22 protein-coding genes are annotated in these 23731 nt (G+C 66.0%); 17 read left to right on the top strand and 5 right to left on the bottom strand.

Annotation, left to right across the window (positions count from 1 at the left end):
* The first annotated feature begins 4 nt into the window (after positions 1-4).
* The 8 genes from DESUT3_RS03805 to tatA all read left to right on the top strand — a co-directional run bounded on the left by DESUT3_RS03805 (position 5) and on the right by tatA (position 7714).
* Entirely contained in the window at positions 5-1429 is a 1425-nt protein-coding gene (locus tag DESUT3_RS03805) for a proton-conducting transporter transmembrane domain-containing protein (RefSeq protein ID WP_221251142.1), read from the top strand.
* Positions 1426-2949 (top strand): hydrogenase large subunit, encoded by a 1524-nt coding sequence (locus tag DESUT3_RS03800; RefSeq protein WP_221251141.1) that lies wholly within the window; start codon positions 1426-1428, stop codon positions 2947-2949. The genes DESUT3_RS03805 and DESUT3_RS03800 overlap by 4 nt, the downstream gene beginning before the upstream one ends.
* Positions 2950-2961: 12 nt before the next feature.
* A complete protein-coding gene (locus DESUT3_RS03795; protein WP_221251140.1) occupies positions 2962-3717 on the top strand; it encodes an NADH-quinone oxidoreductase subunit B family protein in 756 nt (251 codons plus the stop codon).
* A 38-nt stretch (positions 3718-3755) separates the two neighbouring features.
* On the top strand, positions 3756-4667 hold the full coding sequence (locus DESUT3_RS03790; protein WP_221251139.1) for an ATP-binding protein: 912 nt from the start codon (positions 3756-3758) through the stop codon (positions 4665-4667).
* A gap of 52 nt (positions 4668-4719) precedes the next feature.
* Entirely contained in the window at positions 4720-5502 is a 783-nt protein-coding gene (locus DESUT3_RS03785; RefSeq protein ID WP_221251138.1) for an IclR family transcriptional regulator, read from the top strand.
* 121 nt (positions 5503-5623) lie between these two features.
* Entirely contained in the window at positions 5624-6208 is a 585-nt protein-coding gene (mobA, locus tag DESUT3_RS03780) for a molybdenum cofactor guanylyltransferase (protein ID WP_225911612.1), read from the top strand.
* Positions 6209-6220: 12 nt separating this feature from the next.
* On the top strand, positions 6221-7444 hold the full coding sequence (locus DESUT3_RS03775) for a molybdopterin molybdotransferase MoeA (protein WP_221251136.1): 1224 nt from the start codon (positions 6221-6223) through the stop codon (positions 7442-7444).
* Between the two features lie 78 nt (positions 7445-7522).
* Positions 7523-7714, top strand: coding sequence for a twin-arginine translocase TatA/TatE family subunit (tatA, locus tag DESUT3_RS03770; protein WP_221251135.1), 192 nt, complete (start codon positions 7523-7525; stop codon positions 7712-7714).
* A 306-nt stretch (positions 7715-8020) separates the two neighbouring features.
* Here tatA and DESUT3_RS03765 read toward each other — a convergent pair whose 3' ends face one another.
* Both DESUT3_RS03765 and DESUT3_RS03760 read right to left on the bottom strand, forming a co-directional pair.
* Positions 8021-8566 (bottom strand): hypothetical protein, encoded by a 546-nt coding sequence (locus DESUT3_RS03765; protein WP_221251134.1) that lies wholly within the window; start codon positions 8564-8566, stop codon positions 8021-8023.
* 492 nt (positions 8567-9058) lie between these two features.
* Positions 9059-9712, bottom strand: coding sequence for an OmpA family protein (locus DESUT3_RS03760; protein ID WP_221251133.1), 654 nt, complete (start codon positions 9710-9712; stop codon positions 9059-9061).
* A gap of 211 nt (positions 9713-9923) precedes the next feature.
* Here DESUT3_RS03760 and gatC point away from each other — a divergent pair, with 211 nt between their 5' ends.
* The 7 genes from gatC (at position 9924) to DESUT3_RS03725 (ending at position 19669) form a co-directional block, all read left to right on the top strand.
* Positions 9924-10211, top strand: coding sequence for an Asp-tRNA(Asn)/Glu-tRNA(Gln) amidotransferase subunit GatC (gatC, locus tag DESUT3_RS03755; RefSeq protein ID WP_221251132.1), 288 nt, complete (start codon positions 9924-9926; stop codon positions 10209-10211).
* A 57-nt stretch (positions 10212-10268) separates the two neighbouring features.
* Positions 10269-11726 (top strand): Asp-tRNA(Asn)/Glu-tRNA(Gln) amidotransferase subunit GatA, encoded by a 1458-nt coding sequence (gatA, locus tag DESUT3_RS03750; protein WP_221251131.1) that lies wholly within the window; start codon positions 10269-10271, stop codon positions 11724-11726.
* Positions 11727-11815: 89 nt separating this feature from the next.
* Positions 11816-13264 carry an Asp-tRNA(Asn)/Glu-tRNA(Gln) amidotransferase subunit GatB gene (gene gatB, locus DESUT3_RS03745; protein WP_221252455.1) on the top strand — a complete coding sequence of 483 codons (1449 nt, stop codon included), beginning with the start codon at positions 11816-11818 and terminating at the stop codon, positions 13262-13264.
* An 83-nt stretch (positions 13265-13347) separates the two neighbouring features.
* The gene (mtnA, locus tag DESUT3_RS03740) at positions 13348-14394 is read left to right on the top strand and encodes an S-methyl-5-thioribose-1-phosphate isomerase (protein ID WP_221251130.1); all 1047 of its coding nucleotides are present in this window, start codon (positions 13348-13350) and stop codon (positions 14392-14394) included.
* Positions 14395-17604, top strand: a complete 3210-nt coding sequence (gene glnE, locus DESUT3_RS03735) for a bifunctional [glutamate--ammonia ligase]-adenylyl-L-tyrosine phosphorylase/[glutamate--ammonia-ligase] adenylyltransferase (protein WP_221251129.1) — start codon at positions 14395-14397, stop codon at positions 17602-17604.
* A 30-nt stretch (positions 17605-17634) separates the two neighbouring features.
* Entirely contained in the window at positions 17635-19530 is a 1896-nt protein-coding gene (locus DESUT3_RS03730) for a DUF4388 domain-containing protein (RefSeq protein WP_221251128.1), read from the top strand.
* Positions 19531-19567: 37 nt separating this feature from the next.
* Complete coding sequence (locus DESUT3_RS03725) at positions 19568-19669, top strand: YgdI/YgdR family lipoprotein (protein ID WP_221251127.1); 102 nt, start codon at positions 19568-19570, stop codon at positions 19667-19669.
* Positions 19670-19757: 88 nt separating this feature from the next.
* On the opposite strand, the gene DESUT3_RS03720 is transcribed toward DESUT3_RS03725, so the two are convergent.
* Both DESUT3_RS03720 and ttcA read right to left on the bottom strand, forming a co-directional pair.
* The gene (locus DESUT3_RS03720) at positions 19758-20519 is read right to left on the bottom strand and encodes a PP2C family protein-serine/threonine phosphatase (protein ID WP_221251126.1); all 762 of its coding nucleotides are present in this window, start codon (positions 20517-20519) and stop codon (positions 19758-19760) included.
* A 58-nt stretch (positions 20520-20577) separates the two neighbouring features.
* The gene (gene ttcA, locus DESUT3_RS03715; protein ID WP_221251125.1) at positions 20578-21339 is read right to left on the bottom strand and encodes a tRNA 2-thiocytidine(32) synthetase TtcA; all 762 of its coding nucleotides are present in this window, start codon (positions 21337-21339) and stop codon (positions 20578-20580) included.
* 153 nt (positions 21340-21492) lie between these two features.
* On the opposite strand from ttcA, the gene DESUT3_RS03710 reads away from it, so the two are divergent.
* Positions 21493-21672 carry a hypothetical protein gene (locus DESUT3_RS03710; RefSeq protein WP_221251124.1) on the top strand — a complete coding sequence of 60 codons (180 nt, stop codon included), beginning with the start codon at positions 21493-21495 and terminating at the stop codon, positions 21670-21672.
* A 50-nt stretch (positions 21673-21722) separates the two neighbouring features.
* Here the strand turns inward: DESUT3_RS03710 and DESUT3_RS03705 are convergent, their stop codons facing one another.
* A complete protein-coding gene (locus DESUT3_RS03705; protein ID WP_221251123.1) occupies positions 21723-21989 on the bottom strand; it encodes a DUF2917 domain-containing protein in 267 nt (88 codons plus the stop codon).
* Positions 21990-22164: 175 nt separating this feature from the next.
* Between DESUT3_RS03705 and DESUT3_RS03700 the strand changes: the two genes are divergently transcribed.
* Complete coding sequence (locus DESUT3_RS03700) at positions 22165-23622, top strand: aminotransferase-like domain-containing protein (RefSeq protein ID WP_221251122.1); 1458 nt, start codon at positions 22165-22167, stop codon at positions 23620-23622.
* Positions 23623-23731: the final 109 nt, after the last annotated feature.

Raw genomic sequence — 23731 nt, 5'->3', positions numbered from 1 at the left:
TGCCATGCTGGCTGTGCTGATCCTCTTTCCCATGGCCGTGGCGGTGCTCGCCCACTTCATCCCCTGGTACCGGGGGCGCTCCTGGCTGCTGCCGGCAAGCGGCGCGCTGCACCTGGTGCTGGCCGTCCTGGTGAGCACCGACGGCGGGCCAGGGTGGGGCTCCTGGGTCGGTCTCGACCCCCTCTCGACCCTGGTCCTGCTGGTCACCAGCCTGCTGTTTTTCGGTTGCTCGGTCTACGCCGTGGACTACCTGGAGCTGCGCCGCGACCGCGGCAACCGGCAGATGGTCCCCTGCCTGTTGACCTTCTTGTCGGCCATGACCCTGGCGGTGACCGCCCGTCACCTGGGGGTGCTCTGGTTCGCCGTGGAGACCACCACCATCGCCAGCGCCCCGCTGATCTACTACAACCGCAACCGCCTCTCCATCGAGGCGACCTGGAAGTACCTGCTGATCTGTTCGGTGGGGATCGCCCTGGCCATGCTCGGCCTGCTGTTCGTGGCCTACGCCGGGTTGGCCGGCGGCGAGCCGGTCAGCCTGCAGCTCGACCGCCTGCTGGCGGGCGGCGCCCACCTCTCCCGCCCCTGGCTGCATGCGGGGTTCGTCTTTCTGCTGGTCGGCTTCGGCACCAAGATGGGGCTGGCGCCGCTGCATTCGTGGAAACCCGACGCCTACGGCGAGGCGCCCGGCATGGTCGGCGCCCTGCTCGCCGGGGGGCTGACCAGCGTGGCCTTTCTGGGCATCCTGCGCGGGGTGCAAATCATGGGTGCCGCCGGCGACGGCGCCCTGGCGCGGCAGATGCTGCTCGGCCTCGGGCTGCTCTCGCTGGTGCTGGCGGCGGTGTTCATGGTCCGCCAACGCGACATCAAGCGCCTGCTGGCCTATTCGAGCATCGAGCACATGGGCATTCTCGCCCTGGGGGTCGGCATCGGCGGGCTGGCCGCCTTCGGCGCCCTGCTGCACCTGGTCAACAACGCCCTGACCAAGGGCTGCCTGTTCCTGGCCGCCGGCAACATCCACCGGGCCTTCGCCAGCAAGCGCCTGGAGGACATCCGCGGCGCGACCACCCGCCTGCCGCTCTCCGGCGGGCTGTTCCTGGCCGGCTTCCTGGCCATCACCGGCTCCCCCCCCTTCGGTCCCTTCCTCAGCGAGTTCACCATCCTGCGCGGGATGTTCCAGGCCGGCCAGGGGCCGCTGGCCGCCCTCGTGCTGTTGCTGCTGGCTACCGTCTTCATCGGCATGGGGGCCACGGTGCTCAGCGTCGCCCAGGGCGACCCCCCGGCCGGCGAAGCCCCCTTCCGCGACCGCTTGCTGCTGGTCGCCCCGCCGCTGGGATTTCTCCTCGCCATCCTGCTGCTCGGCCTCTATCTTCCCGAGCCGCTGCGGCATCTGCTGGAAAATGCCGCGTCACTGCTGGAGGTGCAGCCATGACCTCGCCCCCGTCCCTGCTGAGCCTGAAAAACGGCGGCTCGCTCCCCCTGGCCCGGGTACCGGAGCTGGATTACGACGGTTTCGCCGCGACCCTGCGCGCCGAAGTGGAAGGGGGCGGGCGGGTCGCCGCCTATTTCGCGGCGCCCGACCAGGGCGAGGGGCTGGCCCTGTATGCGCTGCTCGCCCGCGACTGGAAGGAGGACCTGGTTCCGCTGCGCACCCGGCTCGGCAGCCGCTTCGCCTCGCTGACCCCGGCCTGCCCCCAGCTGCATCTCTTCGAGCGGGAGATCGCCGAGCAGTTCGGGGTTCTGCCCGAGGGGCACCCCTGGTTCAAACCGCTGCGCTTTCACCCGGTGCGCCGTGGCCGTGATCCCTGGGAGCGCAACCAGCAGGGCCTCCCCGTCTGCGGCGACATGCCCTACTACCGGGTCGAGGGTGAGGAGGTCCACGAGGTGGCGGTCGGCCCGGTGCACGCCGGGGTGATCGAACCCGGGCACTTCCGCTTCCAGTGCCACGGGGAGCGGGTCATGCACCTGGAGATCTCCCTCGGCTATCAGCACCGGGGCATCGAGGAGCAGCTGTCGGGCGGGCCGCACCCGGCCACCCTCTACCGGATGGAGACCGTCGCCGGCGACACCAGCATCGGTCACGCCTCGGCCTACTGCATGGTCCTCGAAGCCCTCGCCGACCTGCAGATTTCGCCCCGGGCGGCGGCCCTGCGCGCCATCGCCCTGGAGTTGGAGCGGCTGGCCAACCACGTGGGGGATATCGGCGCGTTGGCCGGCGACGTGGGGTTTCTGCCCACCGCCAGCTTCTGCGGCCGCATCCGCGGCGATTACCTGAACCTCAGCGCCGAACTCTGCGGCAGCCGCTTCGGCCGCGGCCAGGTGCGCCCGGGCGGCTGCGGCTTCGACCTCGACGAGGCCCGGGCCGCCGCCATCCTCGAGCGCCTCAAGGCCATCGAGCGCGACACCCGCGGGGCCACCGAGCTGTTCTTCGACACCCCCTCGGCCCTGGCCCGTATGGAGGGGACCGGCACCGTTTCGGTGGCCGACGCCGAAGCCCTCGGCCTGGTGGGGATGGCCGCCCGGGCCTGCGGCCTGGCCCGCGACGTGCGCCTGCACCACCCCCACGGGGCCTACGCCGGCAGTTTCGACGATTGCATCATCGAGGAGAGCGGCGACGTCTTCGCCCGCGCCAGCATCCGCCGCCGGGAGATTCACAGCTCGCTGGCCTGGCTGAAACAGGCGCTGGCCTCGCTCCCCGCCGGGCAGGCGCGGCGGGAGGTGCCGCCCGCGGCACCGCAGAGCCTGGCGGTGGCCCTGGTCGAGGGGTGGCGCGGCGAACTGGTCCACGTCGGCCTGACCGACGCCTCGGGCAGGTTCTCCCGCTACAAGATCGTCGACCCCTCGTTCCACAACTGGAGCGGACTGGCCATGGCGCTGCGCAACGAGCAGATCTCGGATTTTCCGCTGTGCAACAAGAGCTTCAATCTCTCGTACTGCGGCTTTGATTTGTAGGGAGAACCGCTTATGCTGACCATCATCCGCGAACGCCTGCGCCAGGGGCACCGGACCTCGCGCTACCCCAAGGAGGAGCCGACCCTGCCCGAGCGTTTCCGCGGCCGCCCCATCCTCAAACCCGAGCGCTGCCCCGAGGGGTGCGAGCAGTGCCTGGAGCGCTGCCCTTTCGGAGCCCTGGAGAAGGTCGCTGGAGAGCTGCGTCTCGACCTGGGGCGCTGCCTGTTCTGCGCCGAGTGTGCGGCAGCCTGCCCCCACGAAGCGCTGCGCTTCAGCCGCGACCACCGTTTGGCCTGCCGGCGCCGGGAGGATCTGGAAATCGGCAAGGGGGAATACTTGCTGGCCGGGGCCCTGGAGGCCCGCATGAAAAAGCTCTTCGGCCGCTCGCTGAAGCTGCGCCAGGTCTCGGCCGGCGGCTGCAACGCCTGCGAGGCCGACCTCAACGTGCTCGGTACCCTGGTCTTCGACCTCGGGCGCTTCGGCATCCAGTTCGTCGCCTCGCCCCGTCACGCCGACGGCATCCTGGTGACCGGGCCGGTCACCGAGAACATGAAAAGCGCCCTGCTCGACACCTACGCGGCGGTCCCCGAGCCCAAGCTGGTGATCGCCTCGGGGGCCTGCGCCATCGGCGGGGGCCCGTTTCGCGACAGCCCGGAGGCCAACAACGGGATCGGCGACCTGCTCCCCGTCGATCTCTACATCCCCGGTTGTCCGCCCCATCCCTACACGGCGCTGGACGGGCTGCTGCGCCTGCTCGGGCGGCTGTGAACCCCGTCCCACCCGCCCATCGATCCGAAGGAGAGCCCATGCCCCTGGATGCGGAATTGATCGCCCAACTGCGTCGAGTCCTGAGCGCGGCGGAAAAGGTCCTGCCCCGCCCGCTGCCCGAGATCGACTGGTCGGCCTGCCTGGCCGCCAACTGGCGGCGCCACTCCTTCGCCGGCACCCTGGAGCCGCTGCCGGCGGTGGACAACATCCGCCTTGAGGACCTGCTCGGCATCGATCGCCAGAAACAGCTGCTCGAGGAGAACACCCGCCAGTTTCTGCGGGGCTTTCCGGCCAACAACGTGCTGCTGTGGGGCTCGCGGGGCACCGGGAAAAGCTCGGTGATCCGGGCCCTGCTCAACAGCTACGGCGACCGGGGGCTGCGCATCATCCAGGTCGACAAGGACGACCTGGTCAGTCTCCCGGACATCTTCCTGCAGATTGGGCAGGAGCCCTTCAGGTTTATCATCTTCTGCGACGACCTCTCCTTCGAGCCGGGGGAAAAGAGCTACAAGGTCCTCAAAAGCGCCCTTGACGGCTCGGTGTACGCCGCCCCGGCCAACACCCTGATCTACGTCACCTCCAACCGCCGCTACCTGCTGCCCGAATATCCCACCGACAACCTCGGAGCCAAGTTGGTGAATAACGAGGTGCACCACGGCGAGGGGGTCGAGGAAAAGATCTCCCTCTCCGACCGCTTCGGGCTCTGGGTGGCCTTCAACGTATTTTCCCAGGACCAATACCTGCGGGTAGTGCGCCAGTGCATGGAAAAGCTGGCATGTGACAACCGTCTTGAGCTACCCTGGGACGAAGAGATCGAAAAGGAGGCCATCGCCTGGTCCCACGAGAAGAGCAAACGCTGCGGTCGCACGGCCCTGCAGTTTGCCAAACGCTGGGTCGGCAGGGCGCTGCTGGCCGCAAAATCCCCCGGGGCACCGGGGGCAAGTCTCTGACCCCGAACCCAATACCGACATCTGCAACCACCATTTCACAAGCGCGGGAAAAATGGCCAAAAAAGAAAAATCCGATTACATCATCCACGCGGTATCCAATGCCCTCGAACTTCTTGAACAGTTCCACAGCGCCGAAGAAGCCATGAGCGTGAGTGACCTGGCCCTGAAGCTGAAGATGCAGAAAAACACCGTCATCCGCCTGCTGACCAACCTGGAGGTCAGGGGCTATGTCGAGCACGACAAGGCTTTCGACCGTTACCGGCTCGGTCTCAAGGCCCTCGAACTCGGCCAGAACTACCTGCACCAGGGTGGGCTGCTGCGCCGGGCTGGACCGGCCCTGGAAAACATCGTGCAAAGCTGCCATGAAACCGCCTACCTGGCTCTTCTGGAGAAACGCCACATTCTTTACGTGGCGGCCGTCGAAAGCGACCAGACGGTGCGGGTGGTTTCGCGCCTGGGCACCCGGCTGCCGGCCTACTGCACCGCCTCGGGCAAGGTGCACATGGCCCACCTGCCCGCCGCAACCCTGGACAAACTGTATCCCGAGGAGGACTTGGAGGGGTTCACCCCCACGACCCTCACCAGCAAGGAGTCCCTGCGCCGCGAACTGCAGGAGATCGCCCCCCGGGACTATGCGATCGACAACGAGGAATACGAAAAGGAAATCCGCTGCGTGGCGGTCCCGGTCCGCGACTACACGCAGTCCGTGGTGGGAGCCCTGAGCGTTTCCGGCCCTTCTTTCCGGATGACCCAGGTGCGCATCGAAGAGGAAATCGCCCCGCTGCTGTTGTCCGTGGCAACCGAGCTTTCGGCCACGCTGGGGTATATTCGCTGAGCCCCCGGCCGGGGTCGCCATTCCCCGCCGCCGGCGGGGAAATTTGCTTGCCCCGGCCCGGAGCTTGGCATAAACTTGGCCCGCTATGCTGGAGCACACCGAGACAAACGATCCTTCGCGGGTGACGGAACAGGTCACCGGCGTCATTCTGGCCGGGGGGAAAAGTTCCCGCATGGGGCGCGACAAGGCCACCCTCGAAGTTGAAGGCGTCGCCCTGTTCGAGCGGGTCCTCGGCGTCTTCCAGAGGATATTCAGCGACATCCTGATCGCCGGCGAGCGCCCCGACCTGGCCCGCCCCGGGGTGTGCTGCCATCCCGACATCTACCCCGGCAGCGCCCTGGGAGGCCTCTACACGGGCCTTTTCGAGGCCGACAGCGATTGGATCTTCGTCGCCCCCTGCGACCTGCCCTTTCCCGACCCGAACCTGATCAAGGCCCTGCTGAGGCTGCGTGACGGCTATGACGTGGTCCTGCCGCGCACCGGCCAGGGGCTCGACCCGCTGTTTGCCTGCTACCGAAAAAGCTGTCTCGAACCGATGCGCCGGCTGCTGGACAACCGCCGCTACCGCATTTTCGACTTTTATGACCAGGTCAGGGTGCGTTACGTCGATGAGCACGAGCTTCCCGAGGGGTGGCGCCAGGCCCTGCTCAACGTCAACACCCCCGAGGAATTTCAGGACCTGGAAGATCTCCTCCCGAAACCTTGAAACGGACCCCCCATGCTGAATTACCAGGAAGCCCTCGACATCGTTCTGCAGACGGTGCAGCCGCTGGCCGCCAGGGAGGTTGACCTTTCCCAGGCCCTGGGCCGGGTGCTGGCCGAATCGGTCCAGGCGCGCTGGAACCTCCCGCCGAGTGACAATTCGGCCATGGATGGTTTCGCCTTCTGCCTCGCCGACCAGTCCGCCGGTGCCAGGCTCCCCGTGGCCGGTTTCATTCCCGCCGGAGCCTCCCGGCAGGAGCCCGTGCCCCACGGGGCGGCCGTTAAAATCATGACCGGGGCGCCCCTGCCACCTGACTGCGATACGGTGGTTCCCAACGAGGAGGTGGAGCAGCGGGACGACTCCATCGTTCTGCGCACCTCGCCCAGCCGGGGGCAGCACGTCAGGCTCGCCGGCGAGGAAATCCGCCGTAGCGAGATCCTGCTGGAGGCCGGTACGCCGGTCCTGTCGGGGGAGATGGGGCTGCTCGCCGCCGGGGGCGCGGACCGGGTAAGGGTGATCCCCGCCCCGCGGGTCGCCCTGCTTTCCACCGGCGATGAACTGGTCGAGCTGGGCCAACAGCCCGGCCCGGGACAGATTGTCAACTCCAACACCTACCTGCTCTCTGCGCGGCTGCGCGAGGAGGGGTGCGAGGTCATCCCCCTGGGCATCGCCCGGGACACCTCCGAGGACCTGGCCATCCAGCTTGCCCGCGGCCTCGAGGCCGACCTGCTGATCACCACCGGCGGGGTTTCGGCGGGCGACCGGGACTATGTGCAGGAAACCCTCGGCCGTTTCGGCTTCAGCTGCGGTTTCTGGAAGGTGGCGATCAAGCCAGGGAAACCGGTGCTGTTCGGCACCGCCCAGGGCAAGCCGGTCTTCGGTCTCCCCGGTAACCCGGCGGCCTCCGGAGCAACCTTCGAACTCTTCGTCCGGCCCGCTCTACGGCGCCTGGCCGGTTTTCGCGACCCGCTGCCGCCGCGGCTCAGAGTCACCCTTGGCGGGGCGATCAGCGGCGGCGAAAAGCGCCAGCGGTTCGTCTGGGGAACCCTGAAGGAAGCCGCTGGAAGGTACGAATTCATCCCCTCCGACCGCCAGGGCTCGGGGCAGAACCGCAGCATGCAGGGCGCCCAGGCCCTGCTCCCGGTTCCCGGGGGAAGCCCGCCCCTTGAAGCCGGGGCCGAAACCGACGTGCTGCTGATGCGCCTGCCACCCGGCTTGGCCTGGCCGGTGCCGACCTGAGCCAAATGTATACGTTGAGTTTTCCTGAAGTTCCCATGTATAATGGCTTCTTGCAACCCCATTCAGGAGGCAGGCCCCATGTTCGGACTCGGAACTCAGGAAATGATCATCATCCTCGTGCTGGTGCTCATCATCTTCGGCGCTGGAAAGCTCCCCCAGGTCGGCGGCGCGCTCGGCCAGGGACTGCGCAATTTCAAGAAGGGCATTAAAGAGGCGGACGAAGACGCCAAAGACGAGGAAAAGAAGCTGGAAAGCAAGAAAGACGAATAGCCCCGGCCGAAGTGCCGAAAAAATGAAAAGGCCCGCCATCGGCGAGCCTTTTGTGTTTCATCCAAGCCACCGGTTGCGGCGGCGGGGTTTGAACCTACCAGCCTCGAGGGAGCCCGCCTGCAGCTCAGGCGTCATCCCAAAGGCGCACCGGGGTACAGGCGGTCGCCCCCTCGACTGCGGACCGGCCGGTCCCGCAATTCACACCTCCGGGGCAGACCCGGAGCAATTGCGGAGCCTCTCCGCGGCCAGGGACCGCAAAGCCATGAGGGCAGCCCTCCTCGAGGCGTTCGGTGGCGGTCGCCGAGATCATTTCTGCTCGCCTGGCGCCGACGGAGCCGGAGCCGCCCGCAGATTGTCCAGCCAACCGTCCAGCTTGGCCATGACGACGTTGTAGGTCAGACAGCACACTTCCGGGAATGCCTCCCCCCACTCTCCGCTCATCTCCACGAATCCGGCATGAAACCCCTTGCGGGCCTGCTCCAGGCAGGCGGGGTCGTTGCCGGAGATAGCCAGCATCAACTTCAGCACTCGGGTCAGGGTCTGCTCCTGGCCGAAATACCCGTCCTCCACGACCAGTTGCCCGGCGGTGCGCCAGTCCATCTCCGGAGTGTCCAGGCTCCCACCGGCTTCGTGGATGCGGACCGCCAGCCACTGGGCATGTAAGTTCTCCAGGGCCACCAGCCGCGAAACCGAAAACTGGTAGCTCTGGCGCGGGCTGTCGGGAGTCTGGAGGATTCTGGGTTCCCGGCGCCTGCGCCGGGAGAAGGCGCCCGCATCCGATGCTGCCGGGGTCTTGCGGACTTTGCCAAAAGGGACGGGACGAGCTTTGACCAGGAGAGTTTTTGGGATCATGCGGAGCCTCCATGGCGGATTCGAGGGGAAATCGGGAGTGCCTGCCCTTGCCCAGGCCATTCGCCGCAGGCGGCGAACACCCGGTAAGGGAACAGCTAGCAACTGCCGGGCCATTTTTTTTTCATGAACTTTTTCAGGATGTTACATGTCAGAAACGGGATCCGGCAGAGAATTCGGGCCCGAATGTGTCGCCCATGGACGACAGCCTTTTTCCAGCCCCAGGGAAAATTCACTTCGCGAGATTGGGATTCTGGAGCGACGATGGGAGCGCGAGGGGCGGAAAACCCGCCTGGTAAGCGGGCTCGGGGGAGGGCAAAGCCTCCTGTGGCAGGAAAGGGGGTGGGTTCGGTGGGCCAAGCCCACCCTGTCGTTTAATCACGACACACGGCGGGGGAAATTTGAACCACCCTGAAACCTTGCGGGCCTGGCGAAAAAAGCCCGCCGTCTGCAAAGGACGGCGGGCCGGTGGAAAAACTTCTTGAGGTATGGGTGTTATCCCTGCTGAGGGGTGATGCGAACCTCTACCCGGCGGTTGAGCTGACGCCCCCCATCGGTGCTGTTGTCGGCAATCGGCTGGCTCTCGCCGTAGCCGACCGTGTTCATGCGCATGGAATTCACCCCCTGGGCGACCAGAGCGTTCTTGACCGCCATGGCGCGGCGCTCGGAAAGCTGCTGGTTGTACACCTCGGAGCCGGTGCTGTCGGTGTGCCCGGAAATCATGATGTTGGTCTGCGGGTACTCGTTGAGGACCGCGGCCACCCGGTTGATTTCGTCATAGGCCCCCGGCTTCAGGGTGGAGGAGTTGACGTCGAACAGCACATCGGACTTGAAGGTCAGGGCGATGGTGTCCATGTTGCGCTGCACGCTTGCCCCTTCGACTCCCGCTACCGCCTGGCGCAGAGCCATTTCGTTCTTCTGCATGTAGTTGCCGATGGCCCCGCCTGCAAGGGCACCGACCGCGGCGCCGACGCCCGCACCGATCAGGGTTCCCTTGGTGTCGCGGCCGATGGCCTGGCCGAGGCCGGCGCCGACTGCGGCCCCTACGCCGGTACCGATGGCCGTCCCTTTCTGGGTGGTGGACATCGGCTGGGCACAGCCCGCCAGTCCAATGGCAGCGGCAAGCAGGCAGATCAGAAGCTGCTTCATGTTGTTCTCCTTGTCGATGGGAATAAGACCGGCACAAGCGCCGGAATTCAATCTGCTTCGAGCTAAATTTAAGCATGCGGCCCCGCAAATTGCAACTGGGTACAGGTAGACATCGGGCCGCATACCAGGCCGGAACGGGCTTGAAAAACAGCCGTTTACATGCTAGGTTGCACTGCTGGAAACCGACTCCGCCAAAGGAAGGGAAAATCGTATGAAGATCACCCGTGCCGAAGTTGAGCATGTGGCCCGACTGGCGCGTCTCAGCCTCGAAGAGAGGGAACTCGAGGCGCTGACCGGCCAGATGGACGCCATCCTCGGCTACGTCGACAAGCTCAACGAGCTGGATACCCAGGGCATCGTCCCCACCGCCCATGCCGTGCCGATGGAAAACGCCTTCCGTGAGGATGCAGGGGTCCCCTCCATCGGCATCGACAAGGCCCTCGCCAACGCCCCCGCGCCGAGCCCCGCCGGGTTCAAGGTGCCGCGGGTCATCGAATAAAATTTCGTGAGGCGTGAGCCCACCCTCACTCCTCACCCCTCACCTAACGGTATTATCATGAACCTGACCGATCTCACCATTCACGAGTTGCGCGCCAGGCTGGACGCCGGGGAAACCACCTCGGTGGAGCTGACCAAGGCGTTTCTCGAGCGCATCGAGGCCACCGACGACAGGGTCAATGCCTTCATCACCGTGGTCGAGGAGAGCGCCCTGCAGGAGGCCGAAGAGGCCGACCGGCGCATCGCCGCGGGCCAAGCCGAGCTGCTGACCGGCATCCCCATGGCCCTCAAGGACATTTTCAACGCCGAGGGGGTGCTGACCACCTGCGCCTCGAAGATCCTGGCCAACTACGTCTCGCCCTACGATGCCACCGCCGTGGCTAAACTGCGCGAACAGGGGGCGGTGATCCTCGGCAAGCTCAACATGGACGAGTTCGCCATGGGCAGCTCCAACGAGAACAGCGCCTTCGGCCCGGTGAAAAACCCCTGGCGCCTGGCAGCGGTCCCCGGCGGCTCTTCGGGCGGGTCGGCGGCCGCGGTGGCAGCCCGCCAGGCGGCCGGCACCCTCGGCACCGACACCGGCGGTTCGATCCGCCAGCCTGCCTCCCACTGCGGGGTGGTCGGCCTCAAGCCGACCTACGGACGGGTTTCGCGCTACGGGGTGATCGCCTACGCCTCCTCCCTCGACCAGGTCGGCCCGCTGGCCCGCGACGTCGAGGACTGCGCCCTGCTCCTGCAGGCGGTGGCCGGCTACGACCCGGCCGACTCGACCTCCGTCGACACCCCGGTCCCCGACTACCTGGCGAGCCTGCGCGACGGGGTCAGGGGGCTCAAGATCGGCCTGCCCAAGGAGTACTTCATCGAGGGGCTCGACCCCGAGGTCAAGCAGGCGCTGGAGAGCGCCATCGCCGCCTACCGCGAACTGGGCGCCGAGATCGTCGAGGTCAGCCTGCCCCACACCGACTACGCCGTGGCCTGTTACTACCTGATCGCCACCGCCGAGGCCTCGAGCAACCTGGCCCGCTACGACGGGGTGCGCTACGGGGTGCGCTCCGACGAGGCGCAGGGGCTGATCGACATGTACATGAAGACCCGCGCCGCCGGCTTCGGCGACGAGGTCAAGCGGCGCATCATGCTCGGCACCTACGCACTGTCCAGCGGCTATTACGACGCCTACTACCTCAAGGCGCAGAAGGTGCGCACCCTGATCCGCCAGGACTTCCTCGACGCCTTCGCCAAGGTCGACGTCATCCTCACCCCGGTAGCGCCGACGGCGGCCTTCAAGCTCGGCGAGAAGGTCAACGATCCGCTGCAGATGTACCTTTCGGACATCTTCACCATCCCGGTCAACCTCGCCGGCACCTGCGCCATGAGCCTGCCCTGCGGCCTCACCGATGCCGGCCTGCCCATCGGCCTGCAGCTGATCGGCAAACCCTTCGACGAGGCGACCATCCTGCGCGCCGGCCACGCCTTCGAGCAGGCGACGGATTGGCACAGGAAACAGGCGCCGCTGTAATCATGTGGTAGGGGCAGACCTGTGTGTCTGCCCATTGTGGCGAGGGCGAACACACAGGTTCGCCCCTACCTAAAAACAGGGAAATAATGATGTCATCCAAATACGAAGTCGTCATCGGGCTGGAGGTCCACGTCCAGCTGACCACGAACACCAAGATCTTCTGCGGCTGTTCCACGGCCTTCGGCGGCGAACCCAACGCCCACACCTGCCCGGTCTGCCTGGGGCTGCCCGGGGCGCTGCCGGTACTGAACAAGAAGGCGGTGGAATTCGCCATCCGCACCGGCCTGGCCACCCACTGCAGCATCGCCCCGCGCTCGGTCTTCGCCCGCAAGAACTACTTCTACCCCGACCTGCCCAAGGGCTACCAGATCTCCCAGTTCGAGCTGCCGGTCTGCGAACACGGTCACCTCGACATCGAGACCGAGGCCGGCGGGGCCAAGCGCATCGGCATCACCCGCATCCACATGGAGGAGGACGCCGGCAAGCTGGTCCACGGCGACACCGCCGATACCGCCGGCAGCTCCTTCGTCGATCTCAACCGCGCCTGCACCCCGCTGCTGGAGGTGGTCTCCGAACCCGACATGCGCTCCTCCGACGAGGCCATCGCCTACCTGAAGAAGCTGCACCAGATCGTGGTCTACCTCGGGGTCTGCGACGGCAACATGGAGCAGGGCTCCTTCCGCTGCGACGCCAACGTCTCGATCCGCCCCTGGGGGCAGAAGGAGTTCGGCACCCGCGCCGAGCTGAAAAACATCAACTCCTTCCGCTTCATCAAGCAGGCCATCGACTACGAGGTGGAGCGCCAGGCCGAGATCCTCGAAGAGGGGGGCCGGGTGGTTCAGGAGACCCGCCTGTTCGACACCACCACCGGCATGACCCGCTCCATGCGCGGCAAGGAGGAGGCCCACGACTACCGCTACTTCCCCGATCCCGACCTGGTGCCGCTGGTGATCTCGGAGCAGTGGATCGACCAGGTCCGCCAGGGGCTGCCCGAGTTGCCCGAGGCGAAGATCGAGCGCTACGTCAGCGAGTACGGAATCCCCCGCTACGACGCCGAGGTGCTCTCTGCGGAGCGGCCCGTGGCCGACTACTACGACGCGTGCGTGCGCCTGCACGGCAACGCCAAGGCCTGCTCCAACTGGGTCATGGGCGAGGTCCAGCGGCGGCTCAACGAGGAGGGGATCGGCATCGACCAGTGCCCGGTGACCCCGGAGCTGCTGGCCGGGATGCTGGGGCGCATCGACGACAACACCATTTCGGGCAAGATCGCCAAGACCGTCTTCGAAGAGATGTGGAAAAGCGGTGACACCGCCGACGCCATCATCGAGAAGAAGGGCCTCAAGCAGGTCACCGACACCGGCGCCATCGAACAGATCATCGACGAGATCCTCGCCGCCAACCCCGGCCAGGTCGAGGAGTACCGCGGCGGCAAGGAGAAGGTCTTCGGCTTCTTCGTCGGCCAGGTGATGAAGGCCAGCAAGGGCAAGGCGAACCCCGCCGCGGTGAATGAACTGCTGAAGAAGAAACTGCAAGGATAAATCAACCGTAGGGGCGGACCTGCGTGTCCGCCCGGGCAGACACGCAGGTCTGCCCCTACAGGAAATATTTTCGGAGACCGAACATGTCCATCAAACCCATCGAATACCGCGACGGCATCCTGCGCATGATCGACCAGCGCCTGCTCCCCACCGAGGAGACCTGGCTCGAGTACACCGACTACCGCGAGGTCGCCGAGGCGATCCGCAGCATGGTGGTGCGCGGCGCGCCGGCCATCGGGGTAGCCGCGGCCTTCGGCGCGGCCTTCGGCGCCCGCGACATCGAGGCGGAGAACTTCGAGGCCTTCTACCCCGAGTTCGAAAAGGTCTGCGCGCTGCTGGCCGCGACCCGCCCCACCGCCGTCAACCTGTTCTGGGCCCTCGACCGGATGAAGCATTTCGCCCGGGCCAACGCCGCCTACCCGCCGGCGGACTTGAAGACCGGCCTGCTCTTCGAGGCCATGGCCATCGCCGACGAGGACGACCGGCTCAACCGCACCATGGGCCGCCACGGCCAGGCGCTGATCCCCGAGCAGGCGCGGGTGCTCACCCACTGCAACGCCGGGGCGCTGGCCACCGGCGGCTACGGCACCGCCCTGGGCGTGATCCGCGCCGCGGTGGCCGCCGGCAAGAAGGTCGCGGTCTACGCCGACGAGACCCGCCCCTTTCTGCAGGGCTCGCGACTGACCGCCTGGGAGCTGCAGAAGGACAAGATCCCCGTCACCCTGATCTGCGACAACATGGCCGGTTACCTGATGAGCAAGGGCGAGATCGACTGCGTCATCGTCGGCGCCGACCGCATCGCCGCCAACGGCGATGTGGCCAACAAGATCGGCACCTACACCGTGGCGGTGCTGGCCAAGGAGCACGGCCTGCCCTTCTACGTCGCCGCGCCCCTTTCGACCATCGACCTGAGCATCCCCGACGGCAGCCACATCCCCATCGAGGAGCGCGACCGCCGCGAGGTGACCCACAGCGGCGAGCGGCAGCTCGCCCCCGAGGGGATCGAGGTGCGCAACCCGGCCTTCGACGTCACCCCGGCCCGGCTGGTCACCGCCATCATCACCGAGAAGGGGGTGGTCCAGGGCGATTACCAGAGCGGCCTTCAGGCCCTTTTCGGCAAAGGTCGCTGAATGGACCAGGCGACGCTGGCACGCCGCCTGGCTGCGGCCGGATCCAAACAGCAAGGGGCGCCCCTGCAGGGGCTGGCCACCGAGCTCGGTTTTGCCGAGGCCGGCAAAAGCGCCACCAACCTGGAGCTGCTGCGGGAGTACCTCGGCGACGACGGCCTGCTTGCGGCCATTGCGCTCCAAGCCCTGAAGACCGCCGACCCCGACCTGTGCCTCAACAGCCTGGAGCGGCTCACCGGAACCGCCGATGGCGCCGACCTGCAGGCCGTCCTCGCCGATGCCGCCGGCCGCGGTCACCTGCTCACCATCCTCGGCGCCTCGCCGTTTCTAACCGGCATCCTCTGCCGGCGCAAGTCATTCTTCCACGACCTGTTCACCCGCGGGGAAATCCTGCGGGACAAGCCGGAGCAGGTCATGCTCGAAGAGCTTCGCCAACGGCTGGGCGAGGAAATCGCCCTGCCGGCTCTCAAGCGCGAAGTGCGCGTCTACAAATCCCGCGAGATCCTGCGCCTCGGCGCCCGCGACCTGTGCGGACTGGCCGGCCTGGTGGAGACCACCGCCGGGCTCTCCGCCCTGGCGGCCTCCAGCCTGCAGCTGGCCTACGAAGTCTGCGACCGCCTGCTGCGGGCCGATTTCGGTGCCCCGCTGCTCGACGGCGGCGAGCAGAGCGAACCCGCCGAACCCGAATTTACCATCTTCGGCATGGGCAAGTTCGGCGGCCACGAACTCAACTTCTCCTCCGACATCGACCTGATCTACTTCTATTCCTCGGAACGCGGCATGACCGCCGGAACCCCGACCCCCTGGGGGGAGGTCAAGGGGCGCATCCACCTGCACCAATACTTCTGCAAGCTCTCCGAATTGGTGACCAAGGCCATCGGCGAGGCGACCGAGGACGGCTTCGTCTTTCGCGTCGACCTGCGCCTGCGCCCGGAGGGGAACAGCGGCGAGATGGCCAACTCGATCCGCAGCGCCGAGACCTACTACGAGAGCTGGGGACAGAGCTGGGAACGCGCCGCCATGCTCAAGGCCCGGCCGGTGGCCGGCTCCATCTCCCTGGGCGAGCGCCTGCTGAAGAACCTGGAACCCTTCGTCTACCGCAAGTACCTCGATTTCGGCATGATCGAGGACATCAAGCTGATGAAGCAGAAGATCGACCGCAGCCTGGCCCGCGAACGCGAGGGGGAGCTCAACCTCAAGCTGGGCAGCGGGGGGATTCGCGAGATCGAATTCTTCATCCAGGCCCTGCAGCTGATCAACGCCGGTAAAAACCCGGTGCTGCGGGAAAAGAACTCGCTCAAGGCGCTCGAGGTACTGCAGCGTGAGAAGCTGATCAAGCCCGAGGAGTACCGGACGCTGCGCGAAGCCTACATCTTCCTGCGCAACGTCGAGCACCGCATCCAGGTGGTGCAGGAGCGCCAGACTCACAACCTGCCGACCCGCAAGAGCGAACTGCTGGCACTGGCCCGGCGCTGCGGCTTCGCTGACGTCCCCGCCTTCAACCAGGCGCTGGACAAGCACCGCGGTGGGGTGGCCGCCATCTACCGGACCCTGTTCTATACCGCCGAGCAGGAGATCCGAGAAGAGGTGCGCCCCGAGGTGAGTTTCCTCTTCGACGCCGCGGCCGACCCCGACCTGGTCAAGGATCTGCTCGAGGAAAAGGGTTTCAAGAATCCCGATGCGGCCTACGACTCACTGCTGGTGCTGCGCCAGGGGGCACCCCACTCCTACCTCACCGAGCGGGCGCGCCGGCACCTGGAGCGCATCGCCCCGCGCCTGATGCAGGAGATTCTGGACTCGCCCGAGCCGGACATGGCCCTGCTCAACACCGAGCGTTTTCTGGCCATGGCGGTGCGCCGCGCCCGCGGCACCTTCTACGCGGTGCTGGCCGAGAACCGGGAGATCATCAAGGTGCTGGTCTCGCTGTTCGGCACCAGCCAGTTTCTCTCGCGCATCTTCATCCAGCACCCGGAGATCCTCGATTCGCTGGTCTCGCGCGCCTACGCCGTTTCGGTCAAGGACGCCGAAACCATGGAAAAGGACCTCGCCGACCTGCTCAGCCACGCCGAAAACTACGAAGACAAGCTCGAGGTGCTGCGGCGCTTCCGCAACGAGGAGTTCCTGCGCCTGGCGCTCAACGACATCCACGGCCACACCCCCCAGGGGGCGACCACGGCCCAGCTCTCCTACCTGGCCGATGCCTGCCTCAAGCAGGCGGTGCACATCGCCCGCGAGGAGCTGATCCCCCGCTTCGGGCTGCCCTTCTGCAGGGATGACCAGGACCGCGAACACCCGGCCCACTTCGCCATCGTCGGCATGGGCAAGCTGGGCGGCATGGAGCTCAACTACCACTCGGACCTGGACATCATCTTCGTCTTCGAGGGCGAGGGGGAAACCCGGCCGGTGGAGGGGACCGACCCGGAGCGCTTCCGGGCGCAGACCACCCAGGAGTATTTCTCGCGGCTGGCCCAGCGCATCATCTCGGTGCTCACCCTGATGACCCGCGAAGGCTACGTCTACCAGATCGACACCCGCCTGCGGCCCTCGGGCAACCAGGGACCGCTGGTCACCAGCCTGCCCGCCTACGAGCGCTACCATCAGCAATCGGCCCAGCTCTGGGAGCGCCAGGCGCTGACCAAGGCCAGGGTGGTGTACGGGTCGCAGCCCCTGAGCCGGCGCATCGACGAATTGAACCGCCAGATCGTCTACCAGCGGCCGGTGCCCGAGGGCCTGAGGGAGGAGATCTACCGGCTGCGGGGGCGCATGGAGAGCGAGATCGCCCGGGAGAGCCAGGAGCACTTCAACATCAAGACCGGCCGCGGCGGCATGGTCGACGTTGAGTTTTTGGCCCAATACCTGCAGATTCTCCACGGAGGTGAGCGCCCCGCCCTGCGCCAGTGCAACACCCTGACGGCGTTGGAACGGCTGCACGAGGAGGGGATTCTCGACCGCGCCGATTTCGACACCCTGCAGGGGGGCTACAAATTCCTGCGCCGGCTCGAGAACAAACTGCGCCTGGTTCACGACCAGTCGATCAACGACCTCTCGGGCGAACGGGGCTACCTGGTCAAATTGGCCCGGCGCCTCGGCTACCCGGATCGGCCGCGCCGCCCCGAGGAGGTCTTCCTCGAGGATTATCGTGAGGTTACCGAGAAGATCCGCACCGTGTTCGACCGCTTTCTCGGGCCGGACCAGACGACGCAAACCCGTTGAGACAGCTCGGCCGCAGGGGGAGGGGCGGGCATGGGAAAAAACATCCTGATCATCGACGATGATCCCAACATCCGGCGATTCCTCGAAAAATACCTGCGACTCAAGGGATTCGGGGTAAAAAGCTTCCCCTCCGCCGAGCCCGGAATGGACGAGCTGCTCAACGGCAGCTACCACCTGGCGCTCATCGACGTGCTGATCCCCGGGCTCTCCGGACTCGAGGTCTGCCGGGCCCTGCGCAGCTACCCCAAGACCCGCGACCTGCCGGTCATCATCATGACGGCCTTCTACCGGGACGCCAAACACATCCGCGAGGCCCGCGAAAACTACGGCGCCACCGATTACATCCTCAAGCCCTTCACCCTCAATCTTCTGTTCGAGAAAATCGAGGCCCTGACCGGCACCGCCCCGCTGGCCACCGAGCAGCGCCCCACCATCGAGGGGACCCTGGCCGAGACCTCCTTCGCCCGCCTGCTGCACAACCTCTATACCCTGCGTGAAGCCGGCCTGCTCCAGTTGGAGCGCGAAGGGGTCAAAAAGATCGTCGCCATCCGCGATGGCTATCCCATCTTCATCCGCTCCAACGTGCTCGGCGAATGCCTGGGGCAGATGCTGGTCCGCCAGAACCTGATTACGGCGGAGGACTGCCAGCAGTCTCTGCAGCGGGCCAGGGAATCGAGACGCCTGCAGGGTACGGTGCTGATCGAGATGGGGAGGCTCACCCCCCAACAGCTCCATGATGCCCTCGAGCACCAGATGCTGGAGAAGCTTCTCGAGGTCTTTTCCTGGCCCCAGGGGCGCTTCCGTTTCGAGGCCGGCAAGAGCTTCAAGAAGGAAGTGACCGCCATCGTGCTGTCGCCGGCCAACCTGATCCTCCAGGGGGTGCGACGCCATTACAGCGACGAGCGGATTGCCGCGCTGCTGGCCAGCCACCGCAACCGCTACATCTCCCAGGCCGAGAACCCCCACTACCGCTTCCAGGAGATGGCCCTGTCCCCAAGAGACGCCGGGGTTTTCGGCGAATGCCTGGGAACCCGGACCCTGGAGGAGTTGGCCACGCGCCACCCGCTGCTGCGCCGCGAGACCGAGCAGTTGCTGGCGGCCTTGCTGCTGGCGGGCATGGTCAAGAGCACCGCCGAGCCCGCCCCCGTCGAAGCGGCCGCGCCGCCGGAGGAAGACCCCGCGATCGAACAGCGCAAGCTGCGTTACCGGTTTCTGCGCGACTACGAGCGGCTTGCCGCCCAGGATCATTTCGGCCTGCTCGGGGTCGGCCGCGACAGCGGCCGCGAGGAGGTGAAGAAGGCCTACTTTGCCCTGGCCCGCAAGTATCACCCGGACCACTTTCTCCAGCAGAACCTCTCCCCCGACCTGCACGAGAAGGTCAACGATCTTTTCCAGCGCATCAACGAGGCATACGGGGTTTTAACCGATCCGAACCGGCGAAAAGCCTACCTGGCGGAGCTCTCCCGCCCGGCCGAACAGCCGCAGGGGGTGGAGGTAGCCGAAGTTCTGCGGGCCGAAACCGCCTTTGTGAAGGGGTCGGTGCTGCTCAAGCGGGGCAATTTCGCCGCGGCCCTCGAACAGCTCAGCTGGGCGGTCAAGCTCTGCCCCGAAGAACCCGAATACCTCACCGCCCATGCCTGGGCCCTTTACCGAAGCCACCCCGAGGACCCGACCCGCGCCATGGAGGCGCGCTGCGCCCTGCTGCGCTCGGGGGAACTCAATCCCAGCCTCGACCTTACCCATCTCTATCTCGGGCAATTGCTCAAACGGGAAGGAAAGGAGAAGGAAGCCGAGCGGGCCTTTGAAAAGGCCATCCAGTGCAATCCCGACTGCCACGAGGCCCTGCGCGAGCTGCGCCTGCTCGACCTGCGCCGCAAACCCCAGACCGAACGCAAGGGGTTGCTGGGCAAGGTATTCAAGTCCTAGCCTCGTGTCCATCCGGAAACAAAGAAAGGAGTTTGTGATGAAGCGCCTGTTGATGGCCGCCCTGCTGATCGCCACGCTGATGGCCCTGGCCGGTTGCGGCTGCCTCGACCCGGACGTCCCCTGCCTGCCTTGTCTCTAACGGGGGTCCCGGCATTAAATGAATAAGCAAAAGGCCCGGCGGGGATCTCCCGTCGGGCCTTTTCAGTTCAATGTCGTGTCGCCGGCGATCAGAGGCCGCCGTGGAAATCGATGACGATGGCAGTGCAGTCGTCCTCCGGCGGGTCCATGGCGCCGAAATCCCGCAGATCGTCGAAGATTTCCTCGAGAAACTCCATGTGGTCCCCCCGGTGGCTGCGCAGGATGCCTTCCAGGCGCTGCCGGCCGTACATAGTCTGCGCCCCGTCGGTGGCCTCGGTGATGCCGTCGGTGAAGAGCAGAAAGCGGTCCTCCTTTTCAAATTGGAAGGAGCGCATCTCCACCTGCAGGTCATCGAAAAAGCCCAGCGGCTGCGCGGTGGGCGTCAGCAGCTGGACCCGGTCGCCCCGCAGGACCATGGGCGCCGGATGTCCGGCATTGACATAATGCATCTGCAGCGTATCGGGATCGATGATGCTGAAAAACAGCGTGGTGGAGAAGAAGTGGTCGTACTCCCGGGAGCGCTGGGCGAAGCGTTGGAGAAACTCGTTGACCTGGAGGATGGTGTCGATGGGCTTGCAGCCGTTGCGGGTGGAGCGATGCAGGAACCCGTAGAGCAGCGACATGACCACCGAAGCCTGCAACCCATGCCCGGTGACGTCGCCGAGAAAGACCATCTGACACTGGTCGGGCATCTCGATGAAATCGAAATAGTCGCCGCCCAGGCCGTTGGCCATCCGGTTGCGGGCGCCGATGCAGCACCAATTGCACAGCGGCGAGCTCTTCGGCAGCAGCAGCTGCTGCACCTCGCTCGCCAGGTTAAGATCCAGCCCACATCCGCATTGATGTGCCATAGATTCCCTCCGGGACAAAATCCCCCCTATTCTACCGCAGATTCCGCCAGGGGAAACCTTAAAATTCGCCGAGCCGCGGATCCATCAGGTGGCGGGGGTGAACGTTGGCGATGGCTCCGATCATGCTGCGGCGCAGCTGGGGGTTCTCCTGGGAGAGCTCGCGGACCAGTTTTTTCATGCGCTTGCGCTTCTGGTCGACCACCCCGCACACCGGGCAGGCGCAGCAGACCACCGGAAAGCGGTTCTGGCGGGTAAAGGCGATGATGTCCTGCTCCTCGACGTAGACCAGCGGGCGGATCACGGTGTGCTTGCCGTTGTCGGCCTTGAGCCTGGGACTCATCGCCGCCAGGGTGCCGACGTAGAACTGGTTGAGCAGCAGGGTCTCGATGAAATCGTCAAGATGATGCCCCAGGGCGATCTTGTTGCAGCCCAGCTCCTCGGCCAGCGAATAGAGCACCCCGCGCCGCAGCCGGGCGCAAAACGAGCAATAGGAGGAGCCAGGGCGGCGCTTCTCCTCGATGATCTGGTAGCAGTTGGTGGTTTCCATACGGTGGGTGAAGCCGTGTTCGCGCAGGTGCTCCTCGATGACCGAGGTGCGGTAGCCCGGGTAGCCGGCGTCGACGTTGACCGCCACCAGCTCGTACTTGACCGGCGCGCGGCGGCGCAGGGACTCGAGGATGTGCAGCAGGGTGTAGGAGTCCTTGCCCCCCGACACGCCGATGGCGATGCGGTCGCCTTCCTCGATGAGGTTGAAATCGCCGATCGCCTTGCCGACCTGCTTCTTGATTTTGCGGTACAGGGAATCTTCTATGAGCGCCAAAGGTTTTCTCCGATATTTCGAGACGTTGGACGTCTTTTTAATCTATCCGGAGAAATAATGCAAGTTTTTCGGCGCGCCCCGCCCCTTGCGCGGACCGGGATCGGGATTATGCTTCAGGAAAGACTTTCCCGAAAGCCCCGAAAGGAGATCGACATGCCGAAGAAGGAAGAATGTCCGTCACCGGCCGAGCACAAGATGCACATGTGCGCCCTGAAGAAGAACAACATGACCGATGAGATGAAAAAACGCTCCAGCAACCCCAAGTTCGTCTGCGGCAACTGCGGGGCCAAGGCCAACGAGGCCTCCCACGTCTGCAAACCGCAGCCGATGTAAGGCGGGGCGGCGGCGCTCCCGCTACCACCCTCCCCGCCCCACTGGAACGCTCAGGCCCCGGCCCGGGCCAACTGCCAGGGGACCCGGCCGGGGTTTGCGGCCCGCCGCGGCAGGGCGGCCACCCGGGCCTCGCGCAGGGCCAGCACCACCACGGTGCCGCGGCGGGCCACGGTGAACTCCCGGCCGTTGCGCAGCAGGTAGTCGTTGCTGTCCCCCGGCTGGGTGATCCAAAGCACCCCGTCGGCGCAGCGCAGCCGCACGCCCCGGGCATCCCCCTGCAGGGTGAGTATTTCGCCTTCTCTCAGCAGCATGTCCATGTTCGCCTCCTCCATCCTGGAATGACCCCCATCCTACAGATAAAACTCGCCTAATGACAGATACAGAGCTTTACTTTTGTATCCGACACAGTTTAACTTTTTGGCAACTGTGCCCCCTGCAATCGGCAGGAACTGTGCCTGTTATTCGTCTGGAGAGAGGACTAGGATGGTGACCATGCGCACGATCGTCGAAAATAACTCGGGGCGGACCCCGCTCTACGAGGAAGTGGCCCAGCGGATCGTTTTTCTGGTGGAGAACGGCACCTTCAAGCCGGGCGAGCGGGTCCCCTCGCTGCGCACCCTGAGCCGGCAGATGCAGGTGAGCGTCAACACGGTCAAGGAGGCCTACGGCTATCTGGAGGACCGCCGGGTGCTCGAGGCGCGCCCCCAGTCGGGATACTACGTCTGCCCCCGGCTGCCGGCCGTCCCCGGCGACCCGGACATTTCGGAGCCGGAGCTCAGCCCCACCGGAGTGAGCATCAGCGAGGTGGTGCAGATGATCATGCGCGACATTCTCAACCCGCGCCTGATCCAGCTCGGCGCCGCCATCCCCAACCCCGAGCTGCTGCCGGTGGACAAACTCAACCGCATGCTCTCCGCCGCCGCCCGGCGCCACCCCGGCGAGGCGGTCAGCTACGCCATCCCGCCGGGCAACGAGCGGCTGCGCAAGCAGATCGCCCGGCGCATGCTGCTGGCCGGCTGCGCCCTGCGCCCCGACGACATCATCGCCACCACCGGCTGCATGGAGGCGGTGCTGCTGGCGCTGCGCGCCACCTGCCGGCCCGGCGCCACCCTGGCGGTGGAGTCGCCGGTCTACTACAACTTTCTGCAGCTGATCCAGGACCTCGGCCTGCGCGCCCTGGAGATCCCCGCCACCCCCGGCGAAGGGATGAGCCTGGAGGCGCTGCGCTACGCCATGGAGCAGACCCGGGTCGACGCCTGCATGGTCATCTCCAACTTCAACAACCCGCTGGGCGGGCAGATGCCCGACGAGAGGAAGCGCGAGCTGGTGGAGCTGCTGGCGGCGCGCGACATCCCGCTGATCGAGGACGACATCTACGGCGACCTCAGCTTCGCCGGCGAGCGCCCGAGCGTGGCCAAGGCCTACGACCAGAAGGGGGGCGTGCTGCTCTGCTCCTCCTTCTCCAAGACCCTGGCCCCCGGCTACCGGGTCGGCTGGATCGCCCCGGGGCGCTACCGGGCCCAGGTGGAGCGGCTGAAGATGACCCTGAACATCGCCTCGGCCTCCCCCACCCAGCTGGCAGTGGCGGAGTTTCTCGCCAACGGCGGCTACGAACACCACCTGCGCACCATCCGCCGCGACTACGCCAAGCGCGTCGCCCAGATGAGCGAGGCCATCGGCCGCTATTTTCCGGCCGGCACCCGGGTGACCCGGCCCAAGGGGGGCTTTTCCCTGTGGGTGGAGCTGCCCGAGTACGTCGACACCCTGGCCCTCTACCCCCGCGCGGTCAAGGAAGGGATCACCATCGCCCCCGGCCCGATCTTTTCGGCCAGCGGCAAGTACGCCAACTTCATCCGCGTCAACGCCGCCTTCTGGTCCGAGCGCACCGAAGGGGCGGTGGCGACCCTGGGGCGGCTGGCGGCGGCGATGCAGCCGGCGGCAAAGAAATAACCGCCTTCCCCATTGCGCCCCCTCTCCCTCAGGGAGAGGGCCGGGGTGAGGGTGGGCTGCAGCAGCTGATCCTGCTGGATCCCGGAAAAAACGCCTGAGAGTCAACTCC

The organism is Desulfuromonas versatilis, from assembly GCF_019704135.1.
GTDB lineage: Bacteria > Desulfobacterota > Desulfuromonadia > Desulfuromonadales > NIT-T3 > Desulfuromonas_A > Desulfuromonas_A versatilis.
This window is presented reverse-complemented; position numbering and strand designations above follow the sequence as displayed.